Annotated in this window: 16 protein-coding genes; 13 read left to right on the plus strand and 3 right to left on the minus strand. The window is 65.7% G+C overall.

The genetic code is table 11. From position 1 onward, the window contains the following. The first annotated feature begins 62 nt into the window (after window positions 1–62). From P6U31_RS20125 to aat, 10 genes are all read left to right on the plus strand, one after another. Window positions 63–1,463, plus strand: coding sequence for a M48 family metalloprotease (locus P6U31_RS20125; protein WP_407183412.1), 1,401 nt, complete (start codon window positions 63–65; stop codon window positions 1,461–1,463). Window positions 1,464–1,555: 92 nt separating this feature from the next. Continuing rightward, window positions 1,556–2,323: a DsbA family protein gene (locus tag P6U31_RS20130; protein WP_407183413.1), complete on the plus strand. Its 768-nt coding sequence runs from the start codon at window positions 1,556–1,558 to the stop codon at window positions 2,321–2,323. Between the two features lie 208 nt (window positions 2,324–2,531). Next, window positions 2,532–3,392 (plus strand): DUF1236 domain-containing protein, encoded by an 861-nt coding sequence (locus P6U31_RS20135; RefSeq protein ID WP_407183414.1) that lies wholly within the window; start codon window positions 2,532–2,534, stop codon window positions 3,390–3,392. 229 nt (window positions 3,393–3,621) lie between these two features. Then, window positions 3,622–4,089, plus strand: a complete 468-nt coding sequence (gene aroQ, locus P6U31_RS20140; RefSeq protein ID WP_407183415.1) for a type II 3-dehydroquinate dehydratase — start codon at window positions 3,622–3,624, stop codon at window positions 4,087–4,089. 36 nt (window positions 4,090–4,125) lie between these two features. After that, the gene (gene accB, locus P6U31_RS20145; RefSeq protein WP_407183416.1) at window positions 4,126–4,614 is read left to right on the plus strand and encodes an acetyl-CoA carboxylase biotin carboxyl carrier protein; all 489 of its coding nucleotides are present in this window, start codon (window positions 4,126–4,128) and stop codon (window positions 4,612–4,614) included. A gap of 89 nt (window positions 4,615–4,703) precedes the next feature. Further along, window positions 4,704–6,059, plus strand: a complete 1,356-nt coding sequence (gene accC / locus P6U31_RS20150) for an acetyl-CoA carboxylase biotin carboxylase subunit (protein WP_407189894.1) — start codon at window positions 4,704–4,706, stop codon at window positions 6,057–6,059. A 106-nt stretch (window positions 6,060–6,165) separates the two neighbouring features. Beyond that, window positions 6,166–7,683, plus strand: coding sequence for a sensor histidine kinase (locus tag P6U31_RS20155; protein WP_407183417.1), 1,518 nt, complete (start codon window positions 6,166–6,168; stop codon window positions 7,681–7,683). A gap of 5 nt (window positions 7,684–7,688) precedes the next feature. Next, on the plus strand, window positions 7,689–8,129 hold the full coding sequence (locus P6U31_RS20160; protein WP_407183418.1) for a response regulator: 441 nt from the start codon (window positions 7,689–7,691) through the stop codon (window positions 8,127–8,129). Continuing rightward, window positions 8,126–9,235: a sensor histidine kinase gene (locus P6U31_RS20165; protein ID WP_407183420.1), complete on the plus strand. Its 1,110-nt coding sequence runs from the start codon at window positions 8,126–8,128 to the stop codon at window positions 9,233–9,235. The genes P6U31_RS20160 and P6U31_RS20165 overlap by 4 nt, the downstream gene beginning before the upstream one ends. 57 nt (window positions 9,236–9,292) lie before the next feature. Beyond that, complete coding sequence (aat, locus tag P6U31_RS20170; RefSeq protein WP_407183421.1) at window positions 9,293–9,973, plus strand: leucyl/phenylalanyl-tRNA--protein transferase; 681 nt, start codon at window positions 9,293–9,295, stop codon at window positions 9,971–9,973. Between the two features lie 67 nt (window positions 9,974–10,040). On the opposite strand, the gene P6U31_RS20175 is transcribed toward aat, so the two are convergent. Beyond that, entirely contained in the window at window positions 10,041–11,066 is a 1,026-nt protein-coding gene (locus P6U31_RS20175) for a DUF2155 domain-containing protein (protein WP_407183422.1), read from the minus strand. A gap of 210 nt (window positions 11,067–11,276) precedes the next feature. Here P6U31_RS20175 and P6U31_RS20180 point away from each other — a divergent pair, with 210 nt between their 5' ends. Next, complete coding sequence (locus P6U31_RS20180; RefSeq protein WP_407183423.1) at window positions 11,277–12,224, plus strand: alpha/beta hydrolase; 948 nt, start codon at window positions 11,277–11,279, stop codon at window positions 12,222–12,224. Between the two features lie 13 nt (window positions 12,225–12,237). Next, the gene (locus P6U31_RS20185) at window positions 12,238–13,245 is read left to right on the plus strand and encodes a Na+-dependent transporter (RefSeq protein WP_407183424.1); all 1,008 of its coding nucleotides are present in this window, start codon (window positions 12,238–12,240) and stop codon (window positions 13,243–13,245) included. 187 nt (window positions 13,246–13,432) lie between these two features. Here the strand turns inward: P6U31_RS20185 and P6U31_RS20190 are convergent, their stop codons facing one another. Further along, on the minus strand, window positions 13,433–14,371 hold the full coding sequence (locus P6U31_RS20190; protein ID WP_407183425.1) for a GlxA family transcriptional regulator: 939 nt from the start codon (window positions 14,369–14,371) through the stop codon (window positions 13,433–13,435). Window positions 14,372–14,464: 93 nt separating this feature from the next. On the opposite strand from P6U31_RS20190, the gene P6U31_RS20195 reads away from it, so the two are divergent. Next, complete coding sequence (locus tag P6U31_RS20195) at window positions 14,465–15,166, plus strand: DJ-1/PfpI family protein (protein WP_407183426.1); 702 nt, start codon at window positions 14,465–14,467, stop codon at window positions 15,164–15,166. Window positions 15,167–15,420: 254 nt separating this feature from the next. Here P6U31_RS20195 and P6U31_RS20200 read toward each other — a convergent pair whose 3' ends face one another. Beyond that, window positions 15,421–16,182 carry a molybdate ABC transporter substrate-binding protein gene (locus P6U31_RS20200; RefSeq protein ID WP_407183428.1) on the minus strand — a complete coding sequence of 254 codons (762 nt, stop codon included), beginning with the start codon at window positions 16,180–16,182 and terminating at the stop codon, window positions 15,421–15,423. Window positions 16,183–16,361: the final 179 nt, after the last annotated feature.

Below are 16,361 nucleotides of genomic sequence, written 5' to 3' on the forward strand. Positions count from 1 at the left end.
CGCCGCCAATCGCCAAAACCAATCACGAAACTGCTTCCAGACCGTTTGACCAAGACCGTTTGATGTCGTTCCACATCGCATTGCGCAAGAAGGCTTCCGCCCTCACCGCCCTCGTCACGGCTGCGGCGATCGCGTTGACTCCGTTCTCGACGGCGCACGCGCAAGCCAAGGGGCCGCCGGTCCTGCGCGACACCGAGACCGAGCAGCTGCTGCGCGAATACACGCGCCCGATCCTGCGCGTCGCGGGTTTGGAGAAGCAGAACATCCAGATGGTGATCCTCAACGACAGCACGTTCAACGCGTTCGTCGCCGACGGCCGCCGCATCTTCGTCAATTGGGGCGCGATCCTACAATCGGAGACGCCGAACCAGATCATCGGTGTCCTCGCGCACGAGACCGGGCATCTGGCCGGCGGCCATCTGTCCAAGCTGCGCGAGCAGCTCGCCAACGCCCAGACCCAGATGATCATCGCGATGCTGCTCGGCGCCGGCGCGATCGCCGCGGGCAGCACCCAGCGCAGCAGCGCAGGCAACAACGGGCTCGCCAACGCGGGCGCCGCCGCCATCGCCGCGCCGCAGGAGGTGATCCGGCGGTCGCTGCTGTCCTATCAGCGCCAGCAGGAGGAGAACGCCGACCGCGCCGGCGTGAAATTCCTGACCGCGACCCAGCAGTCGCCGAAGGGCATGTACGAGACCTTCAAGCGCTTCACCAGCGAGAGCCTGTTCGCCGCGCGCGGCGCCGATCCCTACCTGCAGTCGCATCCGATGCCGGCCGAGCGCGTCGCCGCATTGCAGGAGTTTGCAAGCTCCAGCCCCTACTGGAACAAGAAGGACGATCCCGCGCTCCAACTGCGCCACGACATGGTGCGCGCCAAGATATCGGCCTTCATGGAACGACCCGAGACGGTCTACCGCCGCTATCCCCAGACCAATGACAGCCTGCCGGCGCGCTATGCCCGCGCCATCAGCACCTATCTGCACGGAGATTTGCGCAGCGCGCTCGCCCAGATCGACGCGCTGATCCAGGTCCAGCCGAACAACCCGTACTTCTACGAGGTGCGCGGCCAGGCCCTGCTGGAAAGCGGCAAGCCGGCCGAAGCGATCCCGGCCCTGCGCAAGGCTGTCGCACTCTCGAACAATTCACCCCTCATCGAGATGTTACTTGGGCAGGCTCTGGTCGGATCCGATAATAAGGCCTACACCGACGAGGCCGTTCGGATTCTCCGCGCCGCGGTGGCACGGGAGCCCGAGGCCATCCTCGGTTATAGCCAGCTCGCGATGGCCTATGGCCGGAAGGGAGATTATGCCGAGGCCGATCTCGCCTCGGCGCAGGCCGCTTATCTGCGCGGCGACAACAAGACCGCCCGCGAGCTCGCCACGCGCGCGAAAACCCGTTTTGCCGTCGGCACGCCCGGATGGGTCAAGGCTGACGACATCGTGGCGGCCAAGCCGCCGCGCAACTGACGAGAACGACGCCTGGACCACGACGTCACGACACCGAGCTTTGAGTCCGCCGGACGTATCCCGAAACCTGCTTTGGATAAGAGGATTTGCCTATGCCTTCGCTGCGCCTGCTTGCTCCTGCGTTGATCGCGTTCGCCCTGTTCGGCGCAGCGGGGACCGCCTCGGCCGACAGTTTCTCAGACAGCCAACGCACCGACATCGAGAAGATCATCAAGAATTATCTCGTCAGCCATCCCGAGGTGCTCGAGGAGGCCATGGCCGAGCTGACCAAGCGCCAGGCCGCGGCCGAGGCGCAGAAGCACGAGGCCAGCGTCGCGCAGAACGCCGAGGCGATCTTCAACTCGCCCCGCCAGGTCGTGCTCGGCAACAAGGACGGCGACGTCACCTTCGTCGAGTTCTTCGACTACAATTGCGGCTACTGCAAGCGCGCGATGGACGACATGCTGACGCTGATGAAGAGCGATCCGAAGCTGAAGGTTGTGCTGAAGGAGTTTCCGGTGCTGAGCCAGGGCTCGGTGGAAGCGGCGCAGGTCGCGGTCGCTGTGCGCATGCAGGATCCCTCCGGCAAGAAATATCTCGACTTCCACCAGAAGCTGCTCGGCGGCCGCGGCGCCGCCGACAAGGCACGCGCGCTTCAGGCGGCCAAGGAAGCCGGCCTCGACACCGCGAGGATCGAGAAGGACATCAACAGCCCCGAGGTGCGCGCCACCATCGAGGAGAACTTCAAGCTCGCCGAAGCGATGGGCATGAACGGCACGCCGAGCTACGTCATCGGCAAGCAGATCGTGGTCGGCGCCGTCGGCGTCGAAGGCCTGAGGGAAAAGATCGGCATTGCACGCTGCGGCAAGGCAACCTGCTGACCGCACGTTTTGCGATACTGAAAACACGAAAAGGCCGGCGGGAACGCCGGCCTTTTTCTTGCGCGAAGCCTGGCGTCATCGTGCAAGGTCATTCATCTGGCATTCAAGAAACAAATGCCGCGGAACAGGCGAAGTTCCGGAACAACTGAAATCTCCTTTCGTTGTCGGCGCGGGCAATGACGCGAATGAAACACGTGAGGAGAATTCGATGTTGAACCGCTTTATGATCTCGGTTGCGGCCGTCGCACTCGTCGCGGGCGCCGGTCTGGCGAACGCACAGGATAAGGGCCGCGACACTGGCGCTAGCTCGCAGCAGATGCAGCATTCACAGCCGTCCGGCGGCGCCGAGCGCGGCGCGATGGGCCGCGATTCCACGAGCCATGAGAAGGGCACCGTTGGCCAGGCCGGCGGCTCCAGCAGCATGAAGTCCGATCGGACGTCCGACGACAAGTCCGGCGCGATGAAGGACGAGCAATCCGGCGGCGCAATGCACAAGAACGCGGCCGAGGACAAGTCTGGCGCGACCAAGGGCCAGCGCACCGACGAGCGCGCGCAGGGCCAGATGGACAAGTCCCAGCAGGACAAGTCCAAGAGCATGAGCCAGGACACCAGCAAGTCCGGAGCTAAGGACCAGAAGGACATGAAGGCTGAGGGCAGCAAGAGCGGCACCTCGACCAACAACGCCGAGAACCAGAAGGGCACCGGCACGAGCACCAACCAGAACGCTCAGGGCCAGACCGGCACCAGCAGCACCCAGAACGCGCAGGGCGGCACCTCGTCCTCGACGACGGTGGGCCAGGCCGGCGCCGCCGCCAAGCTCTCGACCGAGCAGCGGACCCAGATCACCTCTGTGATCCGTGAGGAGCACGTCCGGCCGGTGACCAACGTGAACTTCTCGATCTCGGTCGGCACCCGCATCCCGCGTGAGGGCATCGAGCTGCACGCCCTGCCGTCTCGGGTCGTAACGATCTATCCGGAGTGGCGGACCTACAAGTACGTCCTGGTCAAGGATGAGATCGTGATCATCAATCCGGACACCTACGAAATCGTGGCGGTCCTGAACGCCTAAGCTCCGGAATACCGGCAACCTTTGGGGCGGGCAGCAATGCCCGCCCCCTTGCTGTTTGCCGGCAGCCACGCTTCGGGCTGGTTAACAAGCAATTTCCGTGGTTTCCACACAGGTTTTTGCGCACTGGATGAGGTCCTTGAACCCGCCCCTGAGGCCCTTCAAGGCTTCCCCTCACGCGCTTTGTTACCTATAACCCGGCCACGCCGAAGCACCTCTTTGCGGGATTGGAATGGCCGAACCAGCAACCGACACGATCCTGGTCCTGAACGGGCCGAACCTCAACATGTTGGGAACGCGCGAGCCGGAAAAGTACGGCCACGCGACATTGGCCGATGTCGAGGTGCTGTGCCGGGAGACGGCGGCGACGTTCGGCCTAAAGGCCGATTGCCGGCAGTCCAACCGCGAGGGCGAGTTGATCGACTTCATCCACGAGGCGCACCGGCGCAAGATGAAGGGCATCATCATCAATGCCGGCGGCTATTCGCACACCTCCATCGCGCTGCACGACGCCTTGCTCGCGGTGCAGCTCCCGGCAGTCGAGGTGCATGTGACCAACATCCACGCCCGCGAGAGCTTTCGTCACCACTCCTACACCGCGCGCGCAGCCTTCGCCTCGCTCTGCGGTTTCGGCATCGAGGGCTACCGCCTCGCCATCCAGGGCCTTGCCGCCAAGCTTGCCATCAAGCCCAAAGCCTGAAGCCCTCCATCAACAAGAACATTCGGATCAAAAAACATGGCGCGCCAGCCAGACGACAAAGCAGCCGCAAAGTTTTCCAGCGAGGATTCCGCGCTCGTCCGCGAGCTTGCCTTGCTGCTCGACGAGACCAGCCTGACTGAAATCGAGATCGAACGCGCTGGCCTGCGCCTGCGCGTCGCCCGCAACGTCAGCGTTGCCGCCACCATGCCGATGCCGGTCGCGGCTGTTCCCGCCGCCCTGCCGGCCGCCCCCGCCGCGCCTGCTGCCGCCGGGCCCGACCTGTCGAAGCATCCCGGCGCTGTCACGTCGCCGATGGTCGGCACCGCCTATTGGGCGCCGGAGCCCGGCGCCAAGCCGTTCATCGAGGTCGGAGCCAAGGTCTCGGTCGGCCAGACGCTGCTGATCATCGAAGCCATGAAGACCATGAACCAGATCCCCTCGCCGCGCGCCGGCACGGTGACGCAGATCCTGGTCGAGGACGGCCAGCCGGTCGAGTACGGCGAGCCGCTCGTGATTATTGAGTGACGCGGCTGGGGAATAGCGGATAGCGAATGGCGTCAGCCTTCCCTACTCGCCATTCGCCACTCGCCACTCGCCATTCGCTGCAGGACAACATGTTCGACAAGATCCTCATAGCCAACCGCGGCGAGATCGCCCTTCGCATCCTCAGGGCCTGCAAGGAGCTCGGGATCGCCACGGTCGCCGTGCACTCCACCGCCGACGCCGATGCCATGCATGTGCGCCTGTCGGACGAGAGCGTCTGCATCGGGCCGCCGTCGTCCAAGGACAGCTATCTCAACGTGCCCGCGCTGCTCGCGGCCTGCGAGATCACCGGCGCCGACGCGGTGCATCCGGGTTACGGCTTCCTGTCGGAGAATGCGCGCTTCGCGGAAATCCTGTCCGAGCACAATCTGCATTTCATCGGCCCCAAGGCCGAGCACATCCGCCTGATGGGCGACAAGATCGAGGCCAAGAAGACTGCCAAGCGCCTGGGCATCCCCGTGGTGCCCGGCTCCGACGGTGCCGTCGGCCCTGATGACGACGCTATGGCGATCGCCAGGAAGATCGGCTTTCCGGTGCTGGTGAAGGCGGCGGCCGGCGGCGGCGGCCGCGGCATGAAGGTCGCGCACAGCGAGGCCGACCTGCAGCTGGCGCTGTCGACGGCGGCCAACGAGGCCAAGTCCGCCTTCGGCGACGCTTCGGTCTATCTGGAGAAATATCTCCAGAAGCCGCGCCATATCGAGATCCAGATCCTCGGCGACGGCCGCGGCGGCGCGATCCATCTCGGCGAGCGCGATTGCTCGCTGCAACGCCGCCACCAGAAGGTCTGGGAGGAAGGCCCCTCGCCGGTGCTCGCCGCCGCCGCGCGCGCCAAGATCGGCGAGACCTGCGCGAAGGCGATGCGCGAGATGAAATATCTCGGCGTCGGCACCATCGAATTCCTGTTCGAGGACGGCGAATTCTACTTCATCGAGATGAACACCCGCATCCAGGTGGAGCATCCCGTCACCGAGAGCATCACGGACATCGACCTCGTGCTGGAGCAGATCCGCATCGCCGCCGGCGGCGATCTGCCGGCCAAGCAGGATGAGATCCAGGTCATCGGTCACGCGATCGAGTGCCGCATCAACGCCGAGAATCCCCAGACCTTCCGTCCCTCGCCCGGCCGGATCCTGCAATACCATCCGCCCGGCGGGCTGGGGGTGCGGATCGATTCCGCGGTCTATCAGGGCTACACCATCCCGCCCTATTACGATTCGCTGGTCGGCAAGCTGATCGTGCACGGCAAGACCCGCGCCGAGTGCCTGATGCGGCTGCGGCGGGCACTGGACGAGATGGTCGTGGAGGGCATCGAGACCACGCTGCCGCTGTTCCGCGCGCTGGTGCGTGAAGACGATATCATCAATGGCGACTACCACATCCACTGGCTGGAGCAGTATCTGGCCGGCAAGCAACCCGCCTCGCAATAAGTCCGCCCTTGTCGTGGAACCCTTTGGCCCCGATCGCGTTCTCGACGTCGGGGTAGTTCCAAGGGGGCGTTTTGAGTTCCGCAAATTGTAGCAGAGCGAGGCCGTCGTGACGGCCGAGGCCCAACGACGGCGCGCATTTTGGCAGGTCCTGCTGATTTCGGCGGGACTCCTGGTCCTGACCGTGATCAGCGCCGGCTCGGTCTATCTCGTCAACAAGGCGCGGGAGGACAGCAACTGGGTGCTCCACACCATCGAGGTGGAGAACCAGATCAATGCCCTGCTGCTCGAAGTCCGGCGGGCCGAGAGCAGCGCCCGGGGCTTTCTGCTGACCCAGGGACCGGATTTCCAGTCGGATCATGAGAAAGCCGTCGCGGCGATCGTGCCGGCGCTCGACAAGCTCACGCGCCAGATCGGCGACAATCCGGCGCAACGCGAGAGCATCGAGAAGCTGAGCGCGGCGATCGAGATCCGCCTCGACCAGTTCTCGCGCGAGATGAAATTCGTGAAGGACGGGCGGCCGGACCTGGCCACGGAGCTCGTCCGTGAGGCGGCCCGCAGCAACACCACGACCACGATCGGCAACCAGGCCAATGCGATGATCCGCGAGGAGGAGCGGCTGTTCCGGCTGCGCACCGCAAACTCCGACCGGAGCCAGACCCTCGCGGCATCCATGACCGGCATCGGCTCCGGCCTCGTCGTGCTGCTGGCCCTGATCTCGACCTGGCTGGTGCGGCGCTCGGCCGGCGCCCGTGACGAGGCCGAGGCGCGCCTGCGCGATGCCAATGTCAATCTGGAGTCCGTCGTCGACGAACGCACGGCGGACCTGCGCGAGGCCAACGACGAGATCCAGCGCTTTGCCTATATCGTCAGTCACGATCTGCGCTCGCCGCTCGTCAACATCATGGGCTTCACCAGCGAACTCGAAGAGCTCGGAGGCGACATCTTCCGCCGCATCGGCAGCCTCACCCACGTTCCCGCCGACGGGCCGCCGCTGGCGCCCGGCCCTGCCGGCGAGATCGCGCTCGAAGGCCCCGACAAGCAGCTCTCGGAGGATTTTTCCGAAGCGCTCGGCTTCATCAAGACCTCGATCGCGAAGATGGACCGGCTGATCTCGGCCATCCTCAACCTCACCCGCGAGGGCCGGCGGGAATTTCAGCCCGTGAAGATCGACACGACCGAGCTGATCGAGGCCATCGTGTCGACGCTCGCGCACCAGGCGGCCGAGGCGCAGGCCGAGATCCATCTCGAGCCGCTGCCGAACATCGTCAGCGACCGCCTCGCACTCGAACAGATCTTCTCCAATCTGATCGACAACGCCATCAAGTACCTGAAAAACGGCGTCCCCGGCGAGATCCGAATCCGCGGGCGGACCAAGCTCGGCTACGCCATCTTCGAGATCAGCGACAATGGCCGCGGCATCGACGCTAGGGATCACCAGCGGATATTTGACTTGTTCCGCCGCGCGGGAACTCAGGACAAGCCGGGCCAGGGCATCGGTCTTGCGCATGTGCGTGCACTTGTGCGTCGCCTTGGCGGCACCATGTCGGTATCATCGGAACTGAACGCGGGCAGTACCTTCACCATCACACTGCCGATCGCCTGGAACGTGAGCAACCGGAACTGAGATCGATGACCCAGCCAGTCACCATCATCATGATCGAGGACGACGAGGGCCACGCCCGCCTGATCGAGCGCAACATCCGCCGCTCCGGGGTCAACAACGAGATCGTCTCGTTCGCCAATGGCACGGACGCGATGCGGCATTTGTTCGGCGCCGACGGCTCCGGGTTCGTGCAGAAAGGCAACGCGCTGCTGATCCTGCTCGACCTCAACCTCCCCGATATGACCGGGATCGACATCCTGAGACAGATCAAGGAGAACAAATACCTGAAGGCCTCGCCCGTGGTGGTGCTGACCACCACCGACGACTCCCAGGAAATCAAGCGCTGCTACGAGCTCGGCTGCAACGTCTACATCACCAAGCCCGTCAACTACGAGAATTTCGCCAATGCCATCCGGCAGCTCGGCTTGTTCTTCTCGGTCATCCAGGTCCCGCCCGCCGCCCCATGAACCAGCGCACGCCAACACTGCTCTACATCGACGATGACGGTGCGCTGGCGCGCCTGGTCGAACGCGGCCTGACGCGGCGCGGCTACAGGGTCATCCATGCCGCCAGCGGCGAGGAAGGCCTGGAGCGCATCCGCCGCGCGGGTGCCCAAGGCGATGGTGCCATCGACGTCGTGGCGCTCGACCAGTACATGCCCGGCCTCGACGGGCTGGAGACCCTCGAGCAGATCATGGCGATCCCGGACGCGCCGCCGGTCGTGTTCGTCACCGCGTCGCAGGATTCCAACATCGCCGTCACCGCGCTGAAGGCCGGCGCGGCCGATTATCTCGTCAAGGACGTCACCGGCGATTTCATCCCCCTGCTCCATGTCGCGACCGAGGGCGCGCTGCGCCAGGCCGAATTGCAGAAGGCGCGCGAGGAAGCCGAAGCCGAGATCCATGCCTCGCGCGACCGCTACGCAGCCCTTGCCGCCGAACGCGAGCTGCTGCTGCGCGAAGTCAACCACCGCGTCGGCAACTCGCTCCAGATCATCGCCTCTCTGCTCCACCTCCAGGCAAGCTCCGCCGCGCAGGACGAGGTCAAGGCGGCGCTCACCAATGCGATGGGCCGCGTCGCGGCGGTCGCGCAGGTGCACCGCCGCCTCTACACCTCGCAGGACCTGAAGAGCGTGGTCCTGAACCAATATCTGGACTCGCTGCTCGAGGATCTTCGCCGCTCGGCCGAAGGCAACCGGATGTCGCGCCTGACGCTGAAGGCCGAGCCGATCGAGATCGATCCGGACCGCGCGGTTGCCGTCGGCATCATCGTCAACGAGCTGGTGATGAATGCGGTGAAATACGCCTATCCCGACGGCGCCGGCCCGATCCATGTCGAGCTGACCTCGCAAGGCGACGATCTCCTGCTGTCGATCACCGACGATGGCGTCGGCGACAACGTCAAGGCCGATCCGCGCTCCACCGGCATGGGCCAGCGCATCGTCGCGGCCATGGCCGCCAAGCTCGACGCCTCGGTCGAGCGCGATCCCGCGCATTCCGGAACCCGGATCGTGCTGAAGTTCAGTCGCACGCCCGCAGTTCCCGGCAAGACCAGCACCGCCGCCGCGGGCTGAGCCGCGCCGAGCGGCCCCCATCGCAACCGCGCCGCGATCCTGCTATGGTCGCGGACCATGACTTCACGCGACTCCGCTCCGTCTGAAATCACCCCGGCCGTCCTGCTGCGCGCCTATGCCTGCGGCATCTTCCCGATGGCGGAAAGTGCCGACGATCCGACCCTGTTCTGGGTTGAGCCGGAAATGCGCGGCGTCATCCCGCTCGACGGATTCCGCGTCGCCTCGCGCCTTGCGCGCACCGTGCGCTCGGATGCGTTTCGCGTGACCGTCAACACCGCGTTCAAGGCGACGATCGCCGGCTGCGCGGCGCCGCAGGCCGGACGCGAGGACACCTGGATCAACAAGCGCATCCGCGACCTCTATGGCGGCCTGCATCAGCTCGGCCATTGCCACAGCGTCGAGGCCTGGCAGGGCGAGGATCTCGTCGGCGGGCTGTACGGCGTCAGCCTGGGACGCGCCTTCTTCGGCGAGAGCATGTTCCACACCGCGCGCGATGCCTCGAAGGTCGCGCTGGTGCATCTGGTCGCGCGGCTCATTTACGGCGGCTTCGAGCTGCTCGACACGCAATATGTCACCGAACATCTGAAGAGCTTCGGCGCAGTCGAGATCCCGCGGCGGCGCTACACCGCGCTGCTCGACAAGGCGCTCGCCGGCGCGCCCGGCGATTTCCTGAAGCTCTCCGCCGGCGAAGCGATCCCGGGCGCACGCGCGCTCGAGATCATCGCCTCGCGACAATAGTGGGGGACCTGGACTGCCGCGGTCATTCACCTCTCCCGTAGGGAGAGGTGTAGAGCTCGGCGAGGCTCTAGCGGCCAAACCCGGGGATGCCGAACAGGCCCGGCCGCTGCTCGGGCGGCGGAGGCGGCGGCGGTGCCGGTTGCTGCTGCTGGATCGGCGGCAGGGGCTGCGGCGGACGCTGCTGCACCTGCTTGGGCGCCGCCTTCTTCTGCGCGGGCGGCGGCGGAGGCGCGGGCTTGGTCGCGGGATCCGGCGCAGCGGTTGCAATGGCCTGCTGCGGCTCTTTGCAGTCGGTGAGCCAGATGTCGTAGATCGGGTGCTCGACGCCGTGCAGGCCCGGGCTTGCCGCGTACATCCAGCCCGAGAAGATGCGCTTCACCTCGCCTTGCAGGGTGATCTCGTCGACCTCGACGAAGGCGTCGGTATTGGCCGCCTCTGTTGCCGGCCGCGTGTAGCAGGCGTCGGTCTTGACCCTGAGCGCGCCGAACTGGACGGTTTCGCCGATCTCCTCGTCGAAATTGATGATACGCCCGGTGATCTTGTCGAGCCCGGAGAAGGTCGCCTTCTTGTTCACGATCTTCTGCGCCGGCGGTTCGGTCACGACCTCGTCGCCCGGCTGCAGGCTTGCGGGCGTCTGCGGCACGGCGCCCGGAGCGCCCTTCTGCTGCGGCTGACGACCGGGCGCGCCCTGCGGACCGGGCGGCGCGATGGCGGCGGATGGCGGCTGGTTCGGCGGCGCGACGGTGGAGCCCGGCGGCGGCGCCAGCGGCTGGCTCTCGACCGGCCCCGGCATCACGTTCCCCTGCCGCCCCGGCGGCGGCGGCAGCGGGCGCGACGGCAGCACGCGGCCCTGTGGCGGCAGCTCCGGCACCTCTTCGTCGTCATCGGGGATCTGCTGCGGCTGCGGTTGGCCGCGGGGAATGTTCCCGGGCGGCCGCAGCGGCGGCGGATCGGAGAAGATCGTGCCGATCTGCGCCTGAGCCGGCGTCGCAACCGTCAGTGCGGTGGCGGCCAGAAGCGCCGCAAGACCTGTCAGAGGAATGGTTCGAAACATCTCGCGCGGCTTCAACAGCGAATCGGGCTTGTTGGACATTTTACAGGGGGTTACCGCCGCTCGCAGGCCATCGGGTTAACACGGCGAATACGGCGGGGGAAGGGCGGCATCCCTGCCCTTCCCGGCCCGATCTGGCCAGACCGGCTCCCGAATGGGATAGTCGAGCACCCCTCCTTGGGGGGCGCGAGGCGGGCATCGCCTTCCGAAAACGACATCCACCCCTCAACCGGAAACACCCCGAGGCCGCCCATGCCCGTTGTGCTCGATCCCGACGCCGCCGCCGTCTACAAGGCCTTCCAGGAGGCCGGTCGCCCCGCCTACGAGACCCTGACCGCAGACGAAGCCCGCGCCTATTATTCGCAGGCGCGCTTTGCCACCAATCCCGACGCGCCGGAGCTTGCCCGCGTCGCACAGCTCGCGATCCCGGCGCCCCACGGCGCGATTCTCGCCCGCCTCTATGTTCCCAAGGAGCCGCGCCGGCATGAGGGCCTGTCGCCGGCGCTGGTGTTCTTCCATGGCGGTGGCTGGGTGATCGGCGATCTCGACTCCCACGATGTCGTCTGTCGCCAGCTCGCGGTCGAAGCTGCGCTGATCGTGATCTCGGTCGACTACCGTCTCGCGCCGGAGCACAAATTTCCCGCCGCCGCCGATGATGCCATCGCCGCAACCAGATGGGTCGCCGCCAACGCGCGCGAGCTCGGCATCGATGCCGCGCGTCTTGCGATCGGCGGCGACAGTGCCGGCGGCAATCTCGCCGCCGTCGTCGCGCTCGCCGCGCGTGATGCCGGCGGCCCGGCCCTCGCGGGCCAGGTGCTGATCTATCCGGCGACCGATTTCGCCATGACCCACAGCTCCCATAGCGAGCCCGACACCAGCGTGCTGCTGACGCATTCGGTGATCCGCTGGTTCCGCGACCATTACCTGAACGGCGCCGCCGACATCCACGACTGGCGTGCCTCGCCTGCGCGCGCGCAAGACCTTGCGGGCCTGCCGCCCGCCTATGTGCTGACCGCCGGCGCCGATCCGCTGCGCGACGAAGGCAATGAATATGCCGCGCGCCTGAAGCAGGCCGGCGTGCCCGTGGCCTACAAGCACTATCCCGGCCAATTCCACGGCTTCTTCACCATGGGCAAGCTGTTGCGACAGGCCAATGTCGCGGTCGGCGAGATCGGCGCGTGGCTGAAGGGGCTGGGCTGACACGCCGTTCCGCATGGCTTCTGATCTTCGAACCATCTGCACGATTCCGCTGCGTGTCCTGACCTGGCTCGGCAGCCAGGGCACCCGCGCGGTGGCCGCTGTCGTGTTCATCGCAGCCGCGGTGCCGCCGCTCGGCGCAGTGCTGCGCCCCTATCTCACCGAGGCGATCCTCTGCCTGCTCTGCATCTCCTTCATGCGGGTCGATCTGGCCGCCCTCTACAGCCATCTGCGCCGCCCGGCGCTGGTTGCAACAGCCACGGCCTGGACCACGATCGGCGTGCCGCTGATCATGGGAGTGATCGCGCACGCAACCGGGCTCACGGCGCGCGCGCCCGGGCTTTCGCTCGCATTGATGCTCCAGAGCATGGCCTCGCCGATGATGGCCTCCCCGGCGCTGGCCGCGCTGATGGGTCTCGACGCCACGCTCGTGCTGATCACGCTGGTGACCTCGACCGCGCTGGTGCCGTTCACTGCCTCGCTGTTCGCGGGCCTTTTCCTCGGCGACATGCTCAGCGTCACGCCGCTGACGCTGGGCCTGAAACTGCTCGGCATTCTCGCAACATCGCTGCTGGCCGCCACAGTCATCCGCTGGATCTTCGGCGCCGCGGCGATCCAGCGTCACAAGGCGCCGATCGACGGTTTCAACATCATCATCCTCTTCGTCTTCGCTGCGGCGATCATGGGCGATGTCGTCAGCGACCTCCTCGCCCAGCCGCTCTTCACCATCAGCCTCGCAGCCCTGTCCTTTGCGATCTATTTCACGCTGCTCGCGATCACCACGCTGCTGTTCCGCCGCATCGGCACCGAGCGCGCGCTGGCGCTCGGGCTGATGGTGTCACAGCGCAATCTGGGCCTGATGCTGGCGGCAACGGCCGGCGCGCTGCCGCCCACCACCTGGCTCTATTTTGCGATGACGCAGTTTCCGATCCACCTTGCGCCGTACCTGCTGATGCCGATCGCGCGGCGGCTGACGGCGCGCGCGGATATGTCGAGCGAAGCGGCGGCACCAAAGCCGGGCTGACCGACCATTACAGCATTGATGGATTATGAGGTGTTTCTGTCCTGCGCGAAGCGCTCGACAAGATCGGACCAGAACGGGATGTATTTGATCTGCGTAGGCCAGGGCTTAGCATTCCAGCCCGTGAACTCTCGTGAGATGGAGCGGATATGACGTTGACATACGCACACTGGACTTGCGAGTGCTCGCCCTACCCCGCCCGGGCCGCGCGCCGCAGTGCCTGCGGCGGCTGGCCGAAGGCGCGGATGAAGGCGCGCCGCATGCGCTCGGGATCGCCGAAGCCCGTCGTCTCCGCGACGAGCTCGATCGCCTCGCGCGAGGACTGCACGCGCTCGCGTGCGACCTCGAGCCGGAGCCGCTCGATCGCCTTGGACGGGGTGGCGCCGGTCTCGGCGGCGAAGGCGCGCGCGAAGTGCCGCGCGCTCATGCCGGCGCGATCGGCGAGGTCTTCGACGGTCAGCCTGGTGTCGAGATTTTCCCGCGCCCAGGACAGCAGCGGCCCGAAGCGGCCGTTCGGCGCCTTCAATTCCAGCAGCGAGGAGAACTGCGACTGGCCGCCACTGCGGCGATGATACAGTACGAGGTGACGCGCGGCGTGCTGCGCGATCTCCTCGCCGTGATCTTCGGTCACCATCGCGAGCGCGAGGTCGATACCCGCCGTGATGCCCGCCGACGTCCACACATTGCCGTCGCGGGTGAAGATCTGGTCCGGCTCGAACTTCACCTTGGGATAGCGCGCGACGAAATCCCGTGTGCGTCCCCAATGCGTGGTGGCGCGGCGTCCGTCCAGCAATCCTGCCTCGGCCAGCACGTAGGCGCCCGAGCAGACGCTCGCGACCCGCACGCCGCGTTTAGCCAGCCGTTGCACGAAGGCGCGCGTTGCCTCGCAGCGCGCCGCATCCGTCACGCCTGTGCCGCCCGCGATGACCAGCGTCGTGATCGCGTTCGCCGACTTGAAGTCGCGCGCCATCATCTCTGCGCCCGACGAGCTGCGCACGGGCCCTGCGTTCAGCGCCAGCACGCGGAGCGGCAGCGGCTTGCCGGCGCAGCGCGCCGCGACCTCGAATACCGAGATGGGACCGGCCGCATCGAGCAGCTGGAAATCCGGAAAGATCAAAATGCCAATCATGACAGGATGTCCGAAAGAGAGGGAATTACGCCATTTTGGACATAAAGGCATCATGCCAATGTCCCGGCGTCAAGCGTTTCATTGGAGGTTCTCATGTCGGCGCCGCTCCAGATCGGTCTCTTGGTATTCCCGCGCGTCACCCAGCTCGACTTCACCGGGCCCCTGCAGGTGTTCGCCATGCTTCCCGACGCAAAACTGCACCTGATCTGGAAGCGGATCGAGCCGGTGCCGAGCGACTCCGTGATGACGTTGACGCCGACCACGACATTCGCGGACTGCCCACAGCTCGACGTGATCTGCGTGCCCGGCGGCGGCGGCACCAACGATCTGCTCAACGACCCGGACGTGCTGGATTTCCTGCGCAAGCAGGCCGAAGGCGCGAAGTACGTCACCTCGGTTTGCACGGGGTCACTGGCGCTCGGCGCCGCCGGCCTCTTGAAAGGCTACCGCGCCGCCACGCATTGGAGCGCGATGGAGATGCTCACCCAGTTCGGCGCGATCCCGACCAAGACACGCGTCTGCATCGATCGCAACCGTATCACCGGTGGCGGCGTCACGGCAGGTATCGACTTCGCGCTGACGCTGGTGTCGATCCTGCGCGACCGCACCACGGCGGAAGCGATCCAGCTCCAGATGGAATACAACCCTGCCCCGCCGTTCAACTCCGGCTCGCCCGACACCGCCCCGGCCGAAGTGATGGCCCTGCTGAGGGAGCGTGGCGCGCAGAACCAGGCGCGGCGGCTCGAGGCCGTGAAGCGCGCGGCTGAAAGGGTGAACCAGCGCCTTCACTCATAAACTCGCGGATGTCCGGTCTTGATAGCGAGGCAGAATTGTTGCCCTCATTCAGAACACTACCGCTTATGACCCAGACCGGAAATTCTCGGTCACTTGCCATGTTGTCGAAAGCATAGCGAGATCGAGCTTCCATAGGCGAAAATGGTGAGCAGCGCGATGCAACGAGCAGATCAAAAAGACGGCCGCTCCGTCAAAAGGGGCCGGCCGTAGAGCGTGCGCTGCGGCGATCACCGCGGTCTAGACGTCCAACGCTTTCAGCCTGGCGTCATTCCCTTCGCTTTAATGATGGCGCTTGCTTCTGGCGACTTGAGATACCCTAGCAGCTCCTTTGCGGCATCTCCTTGCTTTGTGTCCGCGGCAACAGCACCCGTAAAGACGACTTCTTGCTGCAGGTCCGCAGGGAATGGGCCGACGACGTCTAGTCCAGGGGCGGTGAGCACATTGAGCAAGAACACGCCCAGCTCCGCTTCGCCCTTTGCAACCGCCGTAACGATCTCGGCTGGTGCCGCTTTTGCCTGAACCTTGCCTTTGATTGCCTCGGTGACACCAAGTCGCTCGAATGCTTTCGTCACTTGCGCACCTGCAGCGCTTGCCGGTAGCGTCGCGATCGACTGTGCTTTGAGCAGCGCAGCCTTAAATCCGTCAGCTGTGCCGATGTCGGGCTTCGGAGCGCCAGCTCGCACCGCAACTCCGAGGCCGACCCGCGCAACATCGGATGTCGTGCCGGAGGCGAACTTTGCACGTGCTGCTGCGTCCTGCATCACCTCGACCGGCACGACGCCGACGTCAAACGACTTCCCCGAGGTTGCCTCCTTGATCAAATTTGGCGTGGTGCCGAAGAAGATGTCGAGCTTGTGTCCAGAGACCTGCTCGAACTTTGGTTTCACCTCCGCCCACACCGCGGTCATCGCGCCGCCCGCCAGAACGCGCAGCTCGGCCGCCTGACCGTTCTCGACCAGAAATGCAACAAAGACCGAAGCGAGGAATGCCGCGCGCGCAAAGCTCAACGCTGTCATGATGTGCTCCCCACACTAGTCCATGCAGCTTAGCAGTTCCAACTGCTCAGCGCCAATTGCCTGCGTGCATGCGGTGCGTCGCCCCGAGGTCCGGAAATGGCCCATCTGCGGAGTTGCGCCGGGTCTGGCCGAGGTCCGCCTGTCGAGCCAGAGCGGACCAGATTTGCTCAACCTGAGTT

The sequence above is a fragment of the Bradyrhizobium centrosematis genome (assembly GCF_045571495.1).
Lineage (GTDB): Bacteria > Pseudomonadota > Alphaproteobacteria > Rhizobiales > Xanthobacteraceae > Bradyrhizobium > Bradyrhizobium centrosematis.